General features: G+C 46.6%; 19 protein-coding genes and 1 pseudogene. 2 read left to right on the forward strand and 18 right to left on the reverse strand.

All coding sequences use genetic code 11. From position 1 onward, the window contains the following. Positions 1–128: 128 nt before the first annotated feature. The 4 genes and pseudogenes from OCT63_RS04060 to OCT63_RS04075 form a co-directional block, all read right to left on the reverse strand. The gene (locus OCT63_RS04060; protein ID WP_060469113.1) at positions 129–737 is read right to left on the reverse strand and encodes a DUF3299 domain-containing protein; all 609 of its coding nucleotides are present in this window, start codon (positions 735–737) and stop codon (positions 129–131) included. A 93-nt stretch (positions 738–830) separates the two neighbouring features. Then, positions 831–2353 (reverse strand): annotated as a pseudogene (locus tag OCT63_RS04065) (M20 family peptidase). Positions 2354–2714: 361 nt separating this feature from the next. Continuing rightward, on the reverse strand, positions 2715–3590 hold the full coding sequence (locus OCT63_RS04070; protein ID WP_269983259.1) for an NAD(P)-dependent oxidoreductase: 876 nt from the start codon (positions 3588–3590) through the stop codon (positions 2715–2717). After that, positions 3587–4507 (reverse strand): LysR family transcriptional regulator, encoded by a 921-nt coding sequence (locus OCT63_RS04075; RefSeq protein ID WP_269983260.1) that lies wholly within the window; start codon positions 4505–4507, stop codon positions 3587–3589. The genes OCT63_RS04070 and OCT63_RS04075 overlap by 4 nt, the downstream gene beginning before the upstream one ends. An 83-nt stretch (positions 4508–4590) precedes the next feature. On the opposite strand from OCT63_RS04075, the gene OCT63_RS04080 reads away from it, so the two are divergent. Beyond that, entirely contained in the window at positions 4591–4848 is a 258-nt protein-coding gene (locus OCT63_RS04080) for a DUF2798 domain-containing protein (RefSeq protein WP_269983261.1), read from the forward strand. A gap of 126 nt (positions 4849–4974) precedes the next feature. On the opposite strand, the gene OCT63_RS04085 is transcribed toward OCT63_RS04080, so the two are convergent. The 4 genes from OCT63_RS04085 to phhA form a co-directional block, all read right to left on the reverse strand. Continuing rightward, positions 4975–5691 (reverse strand): YebC/PmpR family DNA-binding transcriptional regulator, encoded by a 717-nt coding sequence (locus OCT63_RS04085; RefSeq protein WP_017057670.1) that lies wholly within the window; start codon positions 5689–5691, stop codon positions 4975–4977. A gap of 96 nt (positions 5692–5787) precedes the next feature. Beyond that, the gene (locus OCT63_RS04090) at positions 5788–5997 is read right to left on the reverse strand and encodes a DUF3283 family protein (protein ID WP_046222971.1); all 210 of its coding nucleotides are present in this window, start codon (positions 5995–5997) and stop codon (positions 5788–5790) included. Between the two features lie 245 nt (positions 5998–6242). Continuing rightward, positions 6243–6581, reverse strand: coding sequence for a 4a-hydroxytetrahydrobiopterin dehydratase (locus OCT63_RS04095; protein WP_060469117.1), 339 nt, complete (start codon positions 6579–6581; stop codon positions 6243–6245). Further along, positions 6571–7365 carry a phenylalanine 4-monooxygenase gene (gene phhA, locus OCT63_RS04100; protein WP_060469118.1) on the reverse strand — a complete coding sequence of 265 codons (795 nt, stop codon included), beginning with the start codon at positions 7363–7365 and terminating at the stop codon, positions 6571–6573. Before phhA ends, OCT63_RS04095 begins: the two co-directional genes overlap by 11 nt. 199 nt (positions 7366–7564) lie before the next feature. Here phhA and OCT63_RS04105 point away from each other — a divergent pair, with 199 nt between their 5' ends. Then, complete coding sequence (locus OCT63_RS04105) at positions 7565–9565, forward strand: acetoacetate--CoA ligase (RefSeq protein ID WP_269983262.1); 2001 nt, start codon at positions 7565–7567, stop codon at positions 9563–9565. Positions 9566–9680: 115 nt separating this feature from the next. On the opposite strand, the gene maiA is transcribed toward OCT63_RS04105, so the two are convergent. The 10 genes from maiA to OCT63_RS04155 form a co-directional block, all read right to left on the reverse strand. After that, the gene (maiA, locus tag OCT63_RS04110) at positions 9681–10364 is read right to left on the reverse strand and encodes a maleylacetoacetate isomerase (RefSeq protein ID WP_269983263.1); all 684 of its coding nucleotides are present in this window, start codon (positions 10362–10364) and stop codon (positions 9681–9683) included. 54 nt (positions 10365–10418) lie between these two features. Then, positions 10419–11456 carry a fumarylacetoacetate hydrolase family protein gene (locus OCT63_RS04115; RefSeq protein ID WP_269983264.1) on the reverse strand — a complete coding sequence of 346 codons (1038 nt, stop codon included), beginning with the start codon at positions 11454–11456 and terminating at the stop codon, positions 10419–10421. Between the two features lie 12 nt (positions 11457–11468). Next, the gene (locus tag OCT63_RS04120; protein WP_161671897.1) at positions 11469–12599 is read right to left on the reverse strand and encodes a homogentisate 1,2-dioxygenase; all 1131 of its coding nucleotides are present in this window, start codon (positions 12597–12599) and stop codon (positions 11469–11471) included. Next, positions 12592–13665: a 4-hydroxyphenylpyruvate dioxygenase gene (hppD, locus tag OCT63_RS04125; RefSeq protein WP_161685513.1), complete on the reverse strand. Its 1074-nt coding sequence runs from the start codon at positions 13663–13665 to the stop codon at positions 12592–12594. The genes OCT63_RS04120 and hppD overlap by 8 nt, the downstream gene beginning before the upstream one ends. Positions 13666–14080: 415 nt before the next feature. Then, complete coding sequence (locus OCT63_RS04130; protein WP_269983265.1) at positions 14081–14740, reverse strand: HAD family hydrolase; 660 nt, start codon at positions 14738–14740, stop codon at positions 14081–14083. Between the two features lies 1 nt (position 14741). Continuing rightward, positions 14742–15761: an ABC transporter ATP-binding protein gene (locus OCT63_RS04135; protein WP_004732593.1), complete on the reverse strand. Its 1020-nt coding sequence runs from the start codon at positions 15759–15761 to the stop codon at positions 14742–14744. Beyond that, a complete protein-coding gene (locus tag OCT63_RS04140; protein ID WP_004732591.1) occupies positions 15761–16546 on the reverse strand; it encodes an ABC transporter permease in 786 nt (261 codons plus the stop codon). Before OCT63_RS04140 ends, OCT63_RS04135 begins: the two co-directional genes overlap by 1 nt. After that, complete coding sequence (locus OCT63_RS04145; protein ID WP_269983266.1) at positions 16546–17439, reverse strand: ABC transporter permease; 894 nt, start codon at positions 17437–17439, stop codon at positions 16546–16548. The genes OCT63_RS04140 and OCT63_RS04145 overlap by 1 nt, the downstream gene beginning before the upstream one ends. Then, positions 17436–18323: an alkaline phosphatase family protein gene (locus tag OCT63_RS04150; RefSeq protein ID WP_269983267.1), complete on the reverse strand. Its 888-nt coding sequence runs from the start codon at positions 18321–18323 to the stop codon at positions 17436–17438. Before OCT63_RS04150 ends, OCT63_RS04145 begins: the two co-directional genes overlap by 4 nt. A gap of 61 nt (positions 18324–18384) precedes the next feature. Continuing rightward, complete coding sequence (locus OCT63_RS04155; protein ID WP_269983268.1) at positions 18385–19509, reverse strand: ABC transporter substrate-binding protein; 1125 nt, start codon at positions 19507–19509, stop codon at positions 18385–18387. Between the last annotated feature and the right edge of the window lie 160 nt (positions 19510–19669).

Genomic DNA, 19669 nt, shown 5'->3' on the forward strand with positions numbered 1-19669 from the left:
GATGGATTGCTTCCATCAAAGATCAAAGTGGGGAGCATGAAAAGAAGTGAGTTAGACGGCACATAGTGAGTCGACTGAACCTTACTATTCCCCCGTTAGTCACCATATTCTAAATTAGTTGATCAAATTTAGTGATAAAGCTCAATATCCGACGCATCAATGACGTATCCAGTTTGAATATCTTGATTGCCATCAGAAAGTGCAACTGACGTATCAACCGCCCCTGTTTTAATGTTCCCTGTCACCCATACTGGTGTGTATAAACTTTGCAATTCATGGCCTTCGGGAAATTCGACCAAAATCGTTTGGTTTACAGGTGGGGGAGGTGTGTGAATGCAAGCCCCTGCAGTTGGCACTAAAATGAACTGCGTTCCTATTAAGCCTTCCATTTCGAGCGGGACTAAAAACCCGGCTAATTTCATATCGTTAATACTAAGGTCGGGAACAATATCGTTCGTTTGTTGTGTTCTTTGTACAAGCAGCTCACGTACGTTTAAGCCAAACTTTTCAGCCAATACCACGCGTTGATTGTATCCATCTTTTTCCATTGGACTTAACTGACGAGTTTTTTGAACAGCCTCGTAGGCGTAAATCTCAGAAAGTAGTGCCTTATTCCCAGGAGAAAGAACCTGATACTGATTCTGCACAGGTCTTAATGACTCCCAAGATATCGTTTCAGCCGCTTGTGTGAACAAACTAAAACAGCAAGCCATAACCATTAATAATGTATTTTTCATGTCAATATTTTCTAATAAGAATAAGAGCCAATAAACAAATGGCTAAGAAAATCTTAGCCATTGTCTCGTTTATATCATTCAATAATATTTGAATTACAGATTTTCGAGGTTATCCATTAGTTGGTAGAAGAACCCAATAGAGCGGCCGTATTCTTCAACTAAGATACGTTCGTTCACGCCGTGAAAGCCTTCGAATTCTTTTACGCTTTCTAATTGTATCGCCGTCATTGTATATATACATCAGGGGCAAAATCTCGGGCTTGGAAGTGCTTAGAGTCTGAACCACCAATAACAAAGAACGGTGAGACAATCAGATCATTACCCCAAGTTTGACGAATGGTCTTCTCTAACATGGAGTAGCCAGGGCCACTTGGATCCGCAACATTCGTTGCAGGCGTTGATGCTGATATATCACGAATGGTCATTCTTTCATCGCCTATCGCTTTCTTCACATGTTCAATAATCACCTCAGGAGTGTCACCCGGCATTGGTCTAAAGTTAACAACAGCGGTGGCTGCTGGCGGTAACACGTTATCTTTAATGCCGGCATTAAACATAGTTACTGCCGTTGTAGTGTGAAGCATGGCGCGAGTAACCTGATTTTTAGACATGACGTCAATAAACTTTTCCTCTAAATCTGTCACTGTATCGTTTTCACCATAAGCTACGGCTTTGTACAGAGGTTGTTGCGCTTCTGGAAGCTCTGGACCCATGTAACGGTATTGATATCTCACCGCATCATGAATTTTGTAAGGGAATTGCGCTGCTTCAACTTTCTCAACTGCTTTTGCTAACGCGACAATATTCGATTCTTCGCCCGGTTGTGATGAGTGACCACCAACACCATTGATAGCAATCTCAAGACTAACGAAGCCTTTTTGGGCAATACCGATTAATGCTGTATTTTCACGAATGCCAGGGAATATTCCAGGGACCAATGGAGCAGATTCGTCCATAACAAACGCGATTTTTTCATAACGTTGTTCAATGATATCAGCAGCGTGCTTCGCGCCTTCAGGCCCACCTACTTCTTCATCGTGACCAAAAACAAACAAAATGGTACGTTCAGGTTGGAAGCCTTCTTTTAGCTTCATTTCAGTAGCTTCTAAAAGTGCCTGAAGTTGGTTTTTATCATCTAAAGAGCCGCGTCCCCAGATATAACCGTCTTTAATCACTCCTGAAAAGGGCTCTTCTTTCCACTCATCGCGAGACTCTTCCGCAATTGGTACAACATCTTGGTGCGCCATAAAGATAGCGGGAGCAAGTGATGGATCTTTACCTTCCCAAGTGTAAATTAAGCTGAAAGGACGCGGGTCACCGACTTCTTCTCGCTTAAGCGTTTTGTGCACTAATGGGTACGATTCTTCAAGAAACTGGTGGTAGTCACGAAAAGCCTGCTCATCAAAATCACTGCGGTCTTGGTTAGAGATAGTTTGAAACTGAACCGCTTGCGATAAACGTTGCGCAGCGCCTTCTATATCAACTTGAATGTCGACTTTTTCGACACCTTGCATTTGCATCGAACTAAAGTCTTGCTCATCAGCCCATACTGAAACACTAGCGGTCAATGCCAAAGCAGAAGCGATACTGGTAAAGAGTTTTGATGGTTTTGTCATGATTTGAAGCCTTAATTAGATGAAAAGTAAATCTGTGTTTTGGTTTATGCGGTAATTATTAACCAACAATACAGACCAAACCAATCTCTAGCGATGGGCTACACCCATCAGAAGACGTCGGGAACAGTTTTTAAGGGGATGAGTAAAATTAGACATGACTTTGTAGGGGCGAAAAGTTTTTACAGTCTCGGAAATGATCCAAGCTCATCTTGTGATATGAGATTTGCAACAAGATTTTGTTCGACGGTGAGTTTCAGAACAAACGCTTCTTTGTATTTCTAAGTTATCTTAGGCAAAAAAATAGCCGCTAATCAGCGACTATTTTAGTTATCTAAGCGAAGCTTCTATTACTTCTGTCTTGCTACTTCTTCGTCTCTTCAACCACGGCTTTCATCAAAACTGAGGTATCCATACGGCCTTGTCCTTCAGCAGACAGTGCCTTGTATGCGTTGTTAGTCTTTTCCGTCAACGGCAGTTGGATACCTTGGCGATCTGCTTCATCTAAACAAAAACCTAAGTCTTTGATCATCCAATCAATGGCGAAGCCGAAATCGAATTTATCTTGCGCCATTGTGGTAGCGCGGTTTTCCATCTGCCATGAACCTGCTGCACCGTTTTTAAGGCAATCAACCAGAGTTGGGATATCCAAACCTGATTTTTCAGCAAGCACTAAACCTTCAGATAAGCCGTTCAATACACCCGCGATGCAGATCTGGTTAACCATTTTCGCGCGTTGGCCTTGGCCGACTTTACCCATCAGAACTGACGATTTACCGTAAGCTTCAAATACAGGTTGAAGGTCGTTGAATAGCGCTTGCTCACCACCACACATGATGGTTAACACGCCATTTTCTGCGCCCGCTTGGCCACCAGACACTGGTGCATCCATAAAGCGAACACCTGCTTTCTTCGCAGCGACTTCAAGCTCTTCAGACAGGACCGCTGACGTTGTGGTGTGGTCGACAAGAATCGCGTTTGGCTTCATTGCCGCCAGTGCGCCTGTTTCGCAGGTTGTCATGCTACGCACGTCGTCATCGTTGCCTACACAAACCAATACTACGTCCGCTTCGGCCACACACTCAGCCACGCTCTCAGAGGCTTTACCTTGGTGTTTATCAGCCCAGTCTAATGCTTTGCTATGAGTGCGGTTAAATACCGTCACCTCAAAACCGGCTTTGACTAGGTGGGCCGCCATTGGGAAACCCATGACACCTAGCCCGATAAAACTTACTTTCATTTCTTTCTCCTTTTCATTTGACTGAACTCATCACTATGAACTGATTGAAAACATTCAATCAAAGCGTCGATGAGCAAGGTCAATGCCTTCGGCTGATATTTTCTTTCTTTGTACACTAAATACGCTTGGCGATCACCCCGATGATACTCGGGGAGCACTTGAATCAGGTTCATTTCAGGGGAAACATGACGAAAAGGTAATGAGGCGACACCCAATCCCTTTTGCGCTGCAGCTGCCACTGCATGAATGTCATTAACAATAAACTTAGGTTTAATCGTCACCATTTGCTCTAAGCGGTCGGATTTGTACAGCGGCATGTCAAAAACTTCATCCACACTAATCCACGATTGTTGTTCTAGATCATCCGGCTTTTTAATAGCCTCGTGGGAATCCAAATATTCTGGACTCGCAAAAAAACCGTGCTTGGCCTTAAACAATTGTCGCGCAATCATTCCGTCCATGTCAGATATTTGAAATGTGATCAACAGATCGCGATCAGTTTCAGGGACCACTTGCTGCTGACTCAGAATAAGATTGAGCTGCACGTTCGGATACTGAGTGAGGTATTGCTCGACAGTCGGACGAAGAAATCCACTATAAAAGGCATGAGGCACCGCGAGCTTTATCTTACCTTGGATTGCATCACGCTCTTCAAGCAAGCAGCTAAAGCCTTGATGCAGAGATTCCATGCCACTGCTCAGCGCTGAGAAGGCCACCTCTCCATCTTTAGTGGCCACCAACTCCCGTCCTTTCTTTTCCAAAAGACGGATGCTCAGGCGCTCTTCCAAGGCGGTTAACCGGCGCGACATGGTCGACACAGGCAACTGAAGTCGCTTAGATGCCGATAACAACGACCCCTCTTCTACCACAGTACAAAACAGGAATAGATCATCAATATTTCCAAATATGGAACTCATACTTCTATATGTGCCTATTTTTCTCATTTATGGATAGGAGTAACCTTAATACATTCCAATAATAAAATCACTAAGGAGAGCGGATGAACAACAAGCTTCACTGGGTCACCGCGATACTGTCTTCACTGGTCATGGCTGTCATGATGTCAGGGATCATATCGGGTTATAAGATGGGCTTCAGCCAAGCATGGCCACCAATTTGGTTAGACAGCTTTTTGGTTGCTTGGCCGTGTGCACTCACACTGAGCCTAACCTTGTTACCACAAGTCAGAAAGCTCGCCGAGTGGCTATGTCGCCCGAGATCAAAAACGATAGCCAAAGTAATTTTATGCGATGAATAACGCCATGAACTACAAAGTTATTTATAGAACCACCGGAACAATGATCAAGGTAATTAATCATTGTTACCGACATAAAAAAACCGAGCACTAGGCTCGGTTTTTTAATAACTGTTCTTACTGTAAAGATTACAGCTCAGCGTTGTGGTAAACCTGCTGAACATCATCACAGTCGTCAAGCATGTCTAAGAACTTCTGGAACTTCTCAGAATCTTCTTCAGCTACTGGCGTAGTCGTTTGAGGAACGAAAGTGATTTCTTCAACGTCTAGCGTTAGCTCTGGGAACGCAGTGTTTAGTGCCGTCTTCGTTTTGAAGAACTCAGTCGTTGGAGCAAATACAGTGATAACACCGTCTTCTAGCTCAACATCAGTCACGTCTACGTCTTCCATCATTAGCGTTTCTAGGATGATCTCGTCATCTTCGCCTTTGAACTGGAATACAGCTTGGTGAGCGAACATGTGAGAAACAGTACCTTCAACACCGATTTTCGCGCCAGTCTTAACGAAACATTGGCGAACGTCTTGGAACGTACGGTTGCCGTTGTCAGTTAGACAGTCAACGATTACGCTTGTGCCACCAGGGCCAAAGCCTTCGTAACGAGCAGGTTGGAAGTCTTCACCGCCGCCGCCGTTTGCTTTATCGATCGCTTTGTCGATAACGTGAGCGGGTACTTGGTCTTTCTTCGCTTTAGCAATCAGGTGCTTAAGAGGTAGGTTCATGTCTGGGTCAGAGCTACCGTTCTTAGCCAGTACGTAAATCTCTTTACCGTATTTAGAATAAACTTTAATTTTTGCGCCTGCAGTTTTCGCCATTGAGGCCTTGCGCACTTCAAAACTTCTTCCCATCGGGATCTTCTCTCTGATTCAATTAACGGTGAAAATTCTAGCAAATTACTGTGTCATTTCAATTCTACAGCATTGCTGGGCAAGGTTTATCTGCGTTTATGCGACACCCATTACCCGTTTGTATTTTTCTACAGACTGCTCAAACCACACCTTTTCATCAGGGTCACTTAGCTTCATTGCTTCTTCAACAATGGCTTCAGGGCCACATTTCGCTTGCTTCAGTTTCCATACAAGAAACGATGCTTGCTTATCCAGTTCGATTTTATTTTTCTCACTGGGTGGAAGGAGTGAAAGGTTGATAGACATTATTAGCCTTCGTCTGTAATACACTTGGCCGAGAAATATATCATAGAGCAGGCTCATAAAACCAATACTATGAGCAATAGTGGGGGGTGTAGGGCGAGAAAGCAGCAAGTCGCTGATGCACATCAAGCTACTTTGAGAGAAGTAGCTTGATGAGAAAGTAGTGAGTATTTGGCTCACCTAATGAGCCGAATCATGAGGTAATCACATCACAAAGGCTGCAAGAGAGTAACCCCAAATCTACAAAACTAATCACTCACCGCGAACACATCGCAGCGTGAGGCGCAGATGAAATCATTCTTATGTAGTCCTTTGATTGAGTGGCTCCACCAAGTTACGGTGACTTTGCCCCACTCCAATAAAATCGAAGGATGATGGAATTCTTCTTCTGCCAACTCTGACACTTTGTTGCTGAATGCCCAGGCTTGTTTGTAGTTCTTAAACTTAAACACCTTCTCAAGCTGCGGGATGCCGTCTCTTTCCATGATCTGCCAATCAGACAACTCAAACAGTAAAGATTGTTGCTCATCTTTACTTAGGGCAATCGCGTCGATACTGCAGGCTTCGCATTTTTGTTCATTCAACATGTGTTGGTTCCTTGGGTTCAAAAAGTGGTGGTAGTAACCCCGCATCAATCGCGAGATCTGCTTGCTGTAATAGGTTTTTCTGACTGATTTCGAATAACTCAGATAGCTCTTCGATCACATAATATTTCGGCTGCATAATGTCGATGCGATAAGGGGTTCTTAAAACGGTTTGTAGATCGAACCGCTCACGAACGGCCAAGTCCCCTTCCAACGCGTAAATGGTTTCTGCCGGAGAGGAAAGAATGCCACCGCCATAGATTTTCAGCTTGTGCCCTTCTTTGACTAAACCAAACTCGACCGTAAACCAATACAAGCGGGCAAGATAGGCGCGCTGCTTGGATGTCGCCGCTTGGCCTAGTTTTCCATAATGTTCAGTGAAAGCCGCGAAATCAGTATTAGTCAACATTGCACAATGGCCAAAAATTTCATGGAAGAAATCAGGTTCTTGTAAATAATCAAACTCGTCTCGCGTTCTCAGAAATGTCGCAACGGGGAACTTCTTATTCGCGAGTAAATCAAAGAAACGGTCGAAATCGATCAATGCAGGAACAGGCTGAACCTGCCAACCTGTTGTTTCTTTTAGCACTTTATTTATCTCTGGGAGTTGAGGGACCCTATCTAACGGTAGATCAAGCAAGGTCAAACCGTGCAAATAAGCATCGCAAGCGCGGTCACTAATTACGTCCAGTTGCCTTTTCACCAAGTCGTGCCAAATGGCGTCTTCTTCGAGGCTCCACTCAACCCATCCCTCTTGGCTCACGGGCTTAGAATGATATTGAGTCATTACACACCTCCTAACGAATGTCTCCCTTTAAGCCTATCTCCACTCTTTGTAAGCGCCAATCTTCACTATTTTTCTAAACAGGTAGATGTGTAACATTTTGTTTACACAACTCTATCAAACGCTTATTTTTCTGATCTTTTGACTTTATAAAACCTAAATACCAGACTGAAATCGTTAACTTTTTGTTAAAGGTAAAGGAATGCACGAAAGCAATAAGTCCATTTGGCAACCAAGCGAGCAACGTATCGCCGATGCCAACGTAACCCGATTTATCGACAGTCTCGACCTGTCTGAATTAAAACCGCAAGGCTTGAAGTTAGAGAGGGAGCTAAGAAGCTATGCCGAACTCCATCAATGGTCTGTGGATCAGCCGGAATCGTTTTGGCAGAACGTATGGCAGTTTTGTGGAGTGGTCGGCTCGCAAGGTGATGACATCAAAGTGCAAGGTGAGAGCCGCTGGCAGCAAACTAAATCGAATCGCGATGCAGTTTGGTTTCCGAATGCGCAGGTAAACTACGCCGAGAACTTGCTGCGTTTGGCCAAGTCGATGCCTGATGAGCCTGCAATTTGGTTTGAGAATGAGCGTGGCGAACAGCAGAGTTATACATGGAAAACCCTGTGTGAAGCGGTCTCTAGCATTCAGCAATGGCTTGTCGATAGCGGAGTGAAGCAAGGTGATGTGGTTGCTGCGTATACGCCCTATCTTCCTCAAACCGTAATAGCGATGTTGGCAGCCACCAGCTTGGGCGCGATTTGGACATCGACCTCTCCTGATTTCGGTGTCGAGAGTGTGATTGAGCGATTTGGCCAAGTGAAACCTAAGGTGTTGTTCACCTGTAATGGCTACACCTTCAATGGCAAAACATTCGATATGACGGACAAGAACCGTGAAATCATCGAGCACTTAACCGAGCTAAAACAGGTGTGTCGGATCGGATATTTGGGAAGGAATGACTTTGAAAATGATGTGTCGACCCGAAGCTGGCAAAGCATCATCAATCATTATCAGCCACAACCTGTACGATTTGTGCGTGTCGGCTTCAATGAACCATTGTTTGTACTCTACTCTTCCGGCACCACAGGCAAGCCAAAGTGCATTGTTCACTCTGTCGGTGGCACCACCATCAACCACCTAAAAGAGCATCAGCTTCATTGCGATGTTAAGCCAAACGATCGCGTGTTCTATTACACCACTTGTGGTTGGATGATGTGGAACTGGCACGTCTCTGCGCTCGCTAGCGGTGCTTGTTTGGTGATCTTTGATGGTAGCCCGGTTTACCCGCAATCCAATGTACTGTGGGACTTAGCGCAGAGTGCGGATGTATCGCTGTTTGGCACTTCAGCTAAGTATTTAGAAGCGATTGAAAAGGCGGAGCTTTCACCAATCGACAGCCATTATCTTCCTCACTTAAGAACACTGTGCTCGACGGGTTCTGTGCTTTATTCTGAGCAGTTTGATTACGTTTACAAACACATCAAACAAGACCTGCATTTAGCGTCCATTTCTGGCGGCACAGATATTTGTGGCTGCTTTGTGCTAGGGAACCCAATCTCGCCTGTGTATCGCGGTGAGTGCCAACAGGCAGGGCTCGGAGTCGACATCAAGGTGTTCAATTCGTTTGGTCACAAGGTCAACCAAGAGCGCGGCGAGTTGGTGTGTACCAATTCCTTACCCAACTTCCCTGTTGGCTTCTGGAATGACACCGGAGAGCGCTATCACAGCACTTATTGGGATAGGTTCGATAATGTGTGGCACCACGGTGACGAGGTCGCGCAGAGCGCGCATGGCGGTTATCTGTTCTACGGGCGAGGCGATACCACACTCAACCCCGGTGGCGTGCGAATTGGTACTGCCGAGATCTACCAGCAAGTGAACACCATTGATGGCATTGTTGATTCGATAGCAGTCGGCAAAGACATCGACCGCAATGAGCAGATATGGCTGTTCGTTCAGCTGCAGCAAGGTGTGGTTCTAAATGAAACACTATTGGCTGCCATCAAGAGCAAGCTCAAATCATCGTGCTCACCAAGGCATGTGCCGAGCCAGATCTTTGCGCTCAGCGATGTACCGAAAACACGCTCAGGAAAACTGGTGGAATTGGCGGTGAAACAGGTCGTGAATGGTAAACCCGTCAAGAACATCGGCGCGATAGCCAATGCCGATGTACTCGATGAAATCAAGCGTGTGATTTCGTTTTAGCGCTCCTATCTCAAAAGATCCAAACAGAAGAAGGTAACTTCCAACGAAAAGGCCCTCCACGAATGAACATCGTGGGGGCCTTTTATGTTAGTGACTGCTAAGTCTTAATCTGTAGCTATCCGTTCGCATCTGCCTGGTTCTCTGGCATCGCATCGATAAACGCGGGCAACTGGTTACACGCTTCGACAATCGAATTAATGATCGGATAAGGCGACATATCAACATCAAAGCGCAGCGCGTTATACACTTGGGGCACTAAGCAAATATCGACGATACAAGGCGAGTCCGTGAGGCTATACACCGACTCACCGTATGCTTCTCTGTGCTTCGCCAACTTCTCTTCTAGAGCACGGAAACCTTGGCTCATCCAACAGTGAAGCCAATCCATTTTTGCCTCTTGCTCGCACGATAATTCTCTCTCCAAATACTGCAACACGCGCAGATTATTAAGAGGATGAATTTCCATCGCAATATCCTGAGCCATCGACAACGCTTGATAGCGCAGTGGTGATTGCTCAGGGATCAACAAGGTGTCTGGGCTGCTCTCACACAAATAGCTTTCGTCCAAGTATTGCAAGATCGTCAGCGACTGATTGAGTTGAACATCACCATCCACCAGCACTGGCACTAATTCACTGGCATTGAGCTCGCGATATTGTGGATCATGCTGCTCGCCGCCATTACGCACCAAATGTACCGATTTAGACTCATAGCTAAGTTGCTTTAGGTTCAACCCAATACGCACTCGATAGGTCGCCGAAGAGCGCCAATAACCATAGAGTATGATCTTCTTGTTCATAAAGAGCCCTCGTTCATAACGTCCCTCTCTGTCACTTTACTCTTGTCATTGGAATTAACGTGGTCGATATTGACTGACTTTTTGGTCAATCGCGCCAAAGATCGAGTCACCAGCCGCATCGAACATCTCTAGGCGAATCGAGTCACCAAACGACATGAATTGAGTTGAAGGCTTACCATCTCGAATCGTCTCTATCATGCGCACTTCGGCAATACAGGAGTAGCCCACACCACCTTCGGCAATTGAGGTGCCGTGGTCTGTGCCTTGCTTATTGGACACCGTGCCCGAGCCAATGATTGCGCCGGCCGACAGTGAGCGAGTTTTCGCAGCATGCACGACCAACTCTGCAAAATTGAAAGTCATATCTATACCGGCATTCGGGCAACCAAAAGGCTGGTCGTTGTAGGTCGATATTAGTGGTAAATGTACCTTACTACCCTTCCACTGTTCGCTAAGTTCATCGGGTGTGACCGCAACCGGAGAGAACGCCGAAGACGGTTTAGACTGGAAGAAACCAAAACCCTTAGCGAGCTCTGCCGGAATCAAGCCACGCAAAGACACATCGTTCACCAACATCAGCAGACGAATCGAATCATGCGCTTGCTTGGCACTAGCGCCCATTGGCACATCTCCAGTAACAACCGCGACTTCGCCCTCAAAATCGATACCCCATTCGTCACTGGCAAATTCAATATTGTCACGAGGACCAATAAAGGCATCTGAACCGCCTTGATACATGAGCGGGTCAACCCAGAAGCTCTCTGGCATTTCAGCACCACGCGCCTTACGCACCAGTTCAACGTGGTTTACATAGGCGCTGCCATCCGCCCATTGATAAGCGCGTGGCAATGGCGATTCACAATACTGAGGTGCAAAGACTTCACTGCCAGTCACATGCCCGTTGTTTAACGAGGTGTATAACTCTTCTAACTGAGGTGCAACGCTGTCCCAGTTATCCAAAGCGACCTGCATAGTGGGCGCCAGGTGCATCGCATGGAAGATTTCGGTGGCAGGCACGCACTGTTTGAGATCTCTACTCACGACCATCAATAGACCATCACGAGTACCATTTTTCTTGGTTGCTAATTTCATCCTTGTTGCCCCTTACTTCTCTTGCCAACTATAGACATATTCTTTATTCTCAACGCTATCGAGTTCGTCAGAGAACTGCAGCGCGTGGCGAGTATCGATCATCACCGCGACTTCATCGGTAAACTTCTTCTTATGCGCTTGCCCAGCCTTAAAGGCTTTAGGATGAGGCCCATGAGTGAAGCCCGCAGGGTGGAAGGTCACCATGCCCGCTTCAATGTTGTCGCGGCTAAAAAAGTCACCAGCGTGATAGAACAGCACTTCATCGTAATCATCATTGTTATGATAGAACGGTACTTTCAGCGCACCAGGGTCGCTCTCAATCGGGCGTGGTACAAATGTGCACACCACAAAGCCTGCGCCAACAAAGGTGGTGTGTGCAGACGGTGGCAAGTGGTAGCGATGTGACATCAGCGGTCTGATATCGCGCCAATTCACTTTCACCACCGCTAAATCGCCATGCCAGCCAATTGCGTCCAATGGATTAAACGGATAAGTAATCACGCTGACTTTGTCGTGGCGCTTCACCTGAACCTGAGTCTGGTTTTCTGAATACTGAGCGCGGAATTGCTCGTTGATCGACGGGATGTCGAGTACCGCAGGATCAAACACCGCGTGATTGCCAACCATGCCTTTCTCTGGCAAGGAGTAAGCCGCGTCGGTGTTCTCAATCATCAAGATGAACATCGGCTCGCTTGGCTCCAAGCGCCAGTTGGTCGAGCGCGGGATCATCACGTAATCCCCTTCGCTCACTTCTAAGTGGCCATAGTCACAATAGAGATCAGCACTGCCTTGATGAATGAACAGTAGCTCATCGCCATCGGAGTTACGTACCAAGAAATCCATCTTCTCATCCATACGCCAAACACGGATTTTACAGTCCGCGTTGTGCAAAAGATGAGGCACAGCCCAAGGGGTTATCTGACTGGCTTTATCCACCAGCGTAAAATCAAAAGCGCGAGGGCGCAGATCGCCCTCCCACTCCGACCAACCTGTTGGGGCATGTTGATGATGAAAGTGAGCCGCAGGGCCGAAAAAACCACTTCGGCCCGCCTCTCGCTCATAGATTGCCTCTTCGGGAAAATCGGCATGCGCTTGTTTAGAACACACCCCCTCCCGATGAGGGAACGAGATCCATTTATGCATCGTCTAATACTCCTCGACGAACCTGGTCCTCTTCAATCGATTCAAACAGCGCTTTAAAGTTACCTTCGCCAAAGCCTTCGTTGCCTTTACGCTGGATGATTTCAAAAAATACAGGGCCGATGACCGTCTGCGTGAAAATTTGCAGCAAGATGCCGTCTTTGGTCGGTGCGCCATCAATCAGAACGCGTAGGTCGCGCAGTAGATCAGTGTCTTCACCGTGGCCTTTCACACGATCGTCGACTTTCTCATAATAGGTATCTGGGGTTGGCATAAAGTCCATGCCACGATCACGCAAGGTTTTCACTGTTTTGTAGATGTCATTCGTAGCGAGCGCGATGTGCTGGATGCCTTCGCCGTTGTATTCGCGAATGAACTCTTCGATCTGTGATTTATCGTCGGAAGACTCATTGATAGGGATGCGTATTTTTCCACATGGTGAGGTCATCGCACGGCTCACAAGACCTGTCAGCTTGCCTTCAATGTCGAAGTAACGAATTTCACGGAAGTTACCGATACGCTCATAAAACCCAGACCACACGTCCATGTTGCCTTGCTTCACGTTGTGCGTGAGGTGGTCTATTTCATACAAGCCAACATTGGCTTCGGCCATGCGCTGTTCGGCATCATCATAGAATCGAAAATCGACGTCGTAGATGCTCTGCTTGCCATAGCGATCCACAAAATAAAGCAAACTTTCACCAATGCCATAAATGGCAGGAATGCTCAGCTCCATTGGCCCAATTTCTGTCTTGTACTCTTCACCACCGCCCTTAAACGCTTGTTCCATTGCAGCCGTTGCTTCGTTGACACGAAACGCCATGCCGCACACTGATGGGCCATGCACTTTAGCAAACGCTTCAGCTTGGCTGTGTGGTTGTTCATTAACGATAAAGTTGATGTCACCTTGTCGATACAGCCAAGCCTCTTTTGAACGGTGCTTGGCGATTTCAGCAAAACCAAGCGACACAAACAGCGCTTTAAGTTGCTCAATTCCCTTGTGGTCAACGGCCGTGTATTCAACAAACTCGAATCCATCCGTGCCAAGCGGGTTGTATGACTCCACCATGAACTTTCTCCTTGTACCTATTGGTTTTGTATTACGTGTTTTTTATTAAGTGACTTTTTATTCGTGCTTTCTATTACACGATTAAGTGTTGTGTATTTTTTGTCCTTAATTAAATTTGGCCCACAAGCCGAGATAATGGAATGCATCGAAGAAAATGGACGGTCACGGTGAAAACTCGTCAACTTGTAAATTAATTGTTACACACGAACAACTAAAACAGGAAAGTGAGTGCTATCAAGGGATTGAAAGGCGGTGGTTTAATTTACAACCTCACATAGGATGTGAATAACTTGTTACAGGTAAGCTTTTATTCGCACAGGCATAACTTACAGAAATGCATTGAATACAAAAAAGCCGCTGTAGTCAGCGGCTTGATGAAATCTAGAACGAACCTAATTCGAATATAAGATTTAGTTTAATCCCAGTTTAGAATCGACCAATTCGGTTGATCAGCCACTGCTTTCAAACGCGGGCATGGATTCACCAAGTAAGCAAAGTCAGCGTGTTCACACAAAGGTAAATCGTTGATTGAATCCGTATAAAAGTGAATGTCTGAGTAGTTGGTTTCTTGATTGTCTAACCACTCTTTTAAACGCGTCACTTTACCTTCACGGTAGCTTGGTACACCTGAGATCTGAGACGTGAAGCGACCTTGGTTTTCAATCAAATCAATACCGAGTGCGTTCTCGATACCAATCTTGCGGCCGACCGCTTCCACTAAAAAAGTCACGCTGGCTGAGATGATCAACATGTCGATGTTGTCGCGCGCTAGCTGCTCAATCAAAGCCTTAGACTGCTTGAACTGCTTAGGCAAAATATGCTGATCGACACACTCTTCAACCAAAGCAGTAACTTGTTTTGTTGGCATATCGGCGAGTGGCTGCATGGCGAACGTGAGGTAATCTTGCATGTTCAGGTTACCTTCTGAATACAGGCCCATTAAACGCTGATCTTCTTCGATAAAGTTCGGCACAGTGGCAATGCCCTTTTCAACCAAGAACTCATTCCAGAGCATCGCGGCATCGGCATTGATCAGCGTTTCATCCATATCAAATACATACAAAGGTTTGAACATCTTAGGCTCTCACAGGTTGAATTTCGTTAAGGTTAAACAGGAGTTCAAGTTGGCTGCCGTTTGCCAATAGTCGTTCAGAAGAACGGTTAAGTAGGTCGACCGTCAGCTCACACTCATCAACGTCTACTTGGTAACGAATCACGTTGCCCAACAGCTGGTGATTGCGAATGGTGCCGGTTTTCGGCGCAGAGATATGCTCGCCATATTGTCGGCCTTGCTCTTTAACGTAGATAGATTCAGGTCGAATCGCCACCTTCCACTCGGTTTCAATATTGAACAACTGTTTAGCCTTGTTCGCTTGCACCAAGTTGTAGTGTCCCATGAACCCCGCCACGAACTCATTGGCCGGTTGAGTGTAGATCTCTTCGGGTGTGCCTGCTTGGACGATCTCGCCTTTGTTCATCAAGAAGATACGGTCAGACATGATCATCGCTTCTTCTTGATCGTGAGTCACAAAGATCGTGGTCAGGTTCATCTCTTTTTGAATATCTCGGATCTGTTGGCGCAGATGTTTACGGATCTTCGCATCCAGGGCTGAAAGTGGCTCATCAAGCAGCAGAATACGTGGCTTCACCACCAATGCTCTCGCCAAGGCCACACGCTGACGCTGACCGCCCGATAGCTGATGCGGGTAGAATTTCTCTTTGCCCGTTAAGTCCACCAGCCCAATCACTTTCGCGACTTCGCGCTTAATCTCATCAGCAGCAAGCTTTTTCATCTTGAGGCCAAACGCAATGTTGCCTTCAACCGTCATATTCGGAAACAACGCATAAGATTGAAACACCATGCCGATGCCACGTTGTTGTGGCACTTGGTGAGTGATCTCTTCACCATTCACCCAGATCTCACCACCATCGACCGGATTCAAGCCTGCCAAGCTACGCAGCAGCGTTGATTTACCACAACCACTTGGGCCAAGCAGTGTGATGAATTCCCCCTTCTCGATGGAAAATTCAATGTCTTCAAATACTGTGTTGTCACCAAAACGCTTGGTGAGGTTTTTCGCATTTACATAGCTCATTATTTGGTTCCTTGGCTGAAACGACTTGCCAACCAAGTCAGTAAGAAAATAAACAGGAAGTACGTCATCACAAGGGCTGACGTGAAGTGACCGCTGGTTTGGCGCATGTTGTATAGGTAGATTTGCAGCGTCTCGTAACGTGTACCGACCAAGATGTTGGCAAACACGAATTCACCCAATAGGAACGAGAACGACAAGAACAGTGACGCCATTAAGCCTTTTTTAAGGTTTGGCAGAATAATCAATAAGAACGCCTTAGTAGTGCTTGCGCCAAGCAGGTGAGCAGCGTCCATCAAGTCATGTAGGTTGATCGCTTCAAAGCTGTTGGCAATCGCGCGATACATAAATGGCAACGCGATGGTGAAGTAAGTACCAATCAGAATCCATGGTGTGCCTATCAGTGAGATTTCGCTATCGGCATACAGCTGAAGCAACCCCACCGACGACACCACTGGCGGCACCGCAAACGGCAATAAGATGAGGATATTCATCACCTTGTCGAGTTTCGGAAAATAGTAAAACACCACGAAAATCGCAGGCAGAACCAACACCACACTCAATGACAGCGCCGCCACACAAATAAACAGCGAACGGCCAAAGGCTTGTAAGAAGCGAGGATCCGTCAGCAGATTGATGTACCAATCCAGAGTAAAGCCATCAGGTAGGATCGTCGCCCCCCAACGTGAAGAGATCGAGTAGATGAAGGTCGCCAAGATCGGGATCATCATGATGCCGACAATCGAATAGACAACCGTTTTGTGAAAGCGAGTATTTACGGTGTTCATTACTTTCTCTTCCCTGCGTAGCTTTTACTAATCAGCCATTGGTTAATCACAGTGATAAAGGCCAGCATCGCCATCAAAATCACGGAAATTGCCGCAGCTAGGTTGGGTTCTAGGAACAAGTCACCCGATACCAAGCTAGCGATTCGAATCGTAATTACGTTGTAGTTGCCCGAGGTCAACGCATACACACTCGCATACGCACCAATCGCGTTAGCAATCAAGATGATGAAGGTGCCGAACAAGGCAGGAGATAAAACAGGCAGCGCAATTTTGGCCCAGTATTGCCAGGTTCTTGCACCAAGCAGTGCTGAGGCTGCTTGCCAATTGTCGCTCAACGCATCGAACGCTGGATAAAGCAATAAAACCGCCAGTGGGATCTGGAAGTAGATGTAGATCGCCAACAGGCCCCACTTGCCGTACAGGTCGAAATCACCCAGCAATCCGTACTGCTTGAGCAATAAGGTTATCGCACCATTGGTGCCCAAGATGATGATGAAGGCGAACGACAGAGGCACGCCAGAGAAGTTGCTGCTCATGTTGGTGAAGGCAATCACCGCATCGCGGATTTTAGAATCAACGCGGCGCAGTGAAGAAACGAGCAGAGTCGCAATCGCCAAGCCAACAATGCTCGACCAAATCGACAACCATAAACTGTTGCCAAAAGCCTGCATCATAAAGGCAGAATCGAACACTTCAGAGTAGTTTTCGAGAGAGAGCTCATCGTCGTAGAAGAAGCTGTTGATCAGCACCCAAACCATGGGAGCCAGTTGGAACAGATAGAAAAACAATACGAAAGGCGCAAGCCACAAAGCGGGCTTGAAGCGTTGAAACAAAGATTTGGTTTTGAGTTGAAGCGCAGAGCCATCGCTCTGCGTGATGACAGAACTGCTCATAGGGCCAACAATTCCTGAGTGTAAGATTTATCGTGTTCAAGGTTGAGTAGCTGACACACGCTGCCGCAGATGTCGGTCTGTTTCACTGAACATTCTTGGTGTGTGAACTTATCGCCAATCACAAAGAATGGCACTTCACGCTCTTCAGGCAGAATGCCACCGTGAGACAAGTCATTGTTCATGCCGTGGTCACTGGTGATGATCACTTGATAACCATCGTCTACCCATTTCTCAAGGTAGTTCGACAGGTAGATATCCGCGCCACGTGCGCTGTTGCGGTATTGGCGAGAATCCAACCCATGCTTGTGTCCAATATCGTCAATGTTCATTGGGTGAATCAACAAGAAGTCAGGCTGATGAGTGACACGCAGGTGCTCTGCATCCAAGAACAAGGCTTCATCTGGGTAGTGGTCCCAATGGTAGAAACAGCCGTGTTGAATGTTCATGGTTTCGTCGTTGGTAAAACGGTCACGCACCGCATCAAATGGCGCTCGGTTATACAACTCGCTCACCCAGTGATATGCCGCGGCAGCCGTCACTTTACCCTGCGATTTAGCCAAGCTAAAGATCGACTCGTGATTCGACAAGCGCACGATTTGATTGTTAACAATGCCACTCTCGACAGGGCGAATACCTGTAAGAATGCACTCATACAATGGGCGTGACATGGACGGCAGTTCACACTGCATTGGGTAAAGTGTGGCGCGCAGCTTATTTTTTTGCGTGCTCATGATTTGCGAAGTGCCCTGTTGATTTTGGGAAACGCTGTGATTACTGTTTTTCGAGTCACTAAGTTCTAGAAGACCGTTCAGGTAGCCCATGCAATCACGGGCGACCTGATAATTCAGTCCATCTAGAACAACAAGGATAACCTTATTGCTCATGGTCTATTCTCTATTGCTTGTGTCTATAAGCCACCCGTTACAGGTGGCGTGTTAAGCGGGGTTATTGCTGGTGAATCAGTACGCTTTCTTGCCATTGGCGTGGTAGGCGACGTGCTGATTTTTCCCATGCTGAGAAGTCAGTTACTGGGTGAACGTTGCTGTATTGCTCGTTCGAGATCAGCTTGTCTTGTACTGATTTCGGCAGCGTAATGTTGCTACGGATTGGCCGCGCGTAACCTTCTGCTAGGTTGATTTGGCCTTGGTCGCTGAAGATGTATTCACGAGCCAATTTCGCCGCATTCGGGTTTTTCGCGTACTTGTTGATGATGGTGGTGTAACCAGAGATCACTGAACCATCTTGTGGAATGCTTACCGTAAAGCGCTCACGGTCGATCGTGTCGCGGTAGTTCAATGCGTTGAAGTCCCACATGATCGCGACTTCTACTTCGCCTTTTTCAAGGTTCGCGATGCTTGGATCTGTGTAAGACAGACGACCTTGCTTCGCTAGTTCACTAAAGAATTTAATCGCTGGTTTTAGGTTCGACTCGTCACCACCGTTAGCAAATGCAGCCGCTAGAATCGCGTTGTTTGCTTGCGCGGCTACGCCAACATCACCGACTGTGACTTTGTAGTCGCCTTCTAGTAGGTCGCTCCAAGATTTAGGTGCATCTTCAACAAGGTTGTTGTTTGAAATGAACGAGATAGTGCCGGTGTAAGCCAGAGCCCAGTGACCATCTTTGTCTTTCGCCCAGTCTGGAATGTCAGTCCAAGTGGTGGGCTTGTAAGGCTGAGTCACGTCTTTCTTCACAGCGACACGAGCAAATGCGAAACCAACGTCACCGATATCTGCGGTTGCGTTTCTTTTCTCTGCTTCAAATTTCGAGATCTCTTGTGCCGAGCTCATGTCTGTATCCTGATGCTTCAAACCGTAGTTTGCTTTCAGATCAGCCCATGTGCCTTTCCAGTTTGCCCAACTGTCTGGCATGCCCACACTGTAAACCGCACCCTCTTTTTGAGCGGCTTCAATCAGTGACTCAAGATCAGCATCCTTCGCCATCGCTGGCATTGAAAGTGTTGCCGTTATTAGCGTTGCGCCTATCAGTTTTGCAGGTGAACCGATTAATTTTTCAGGTAAACCACTCAGTTTGGCTGGCGATACAGTTGAACGGCTAAGCAAAGTTTTCATTGTCTCTATCCTTCTGGACTAGGTCAGTAAGTTCGTTTTGTATGCTATCGCCGGAGTGTGACGCTTTCGCGCAACTTATTTGACAGTTCATGTGCATTTCTATGGCAGTTATATTTCACGCATATGACAGCAAGCCCTTGTTTACTGTCACATTCCTGTT

It is taken from the genome of Vibrio sp. RW, from assembly GCF_027587105.1.
In the GTDB taxonomy this organism is placed as follows: Bacteria; Pseudomonadota; Gammaproteobacteria; order Enterobacterales; family Vibrionaceae; genus Vibrio; species Vibrio toranzoniae.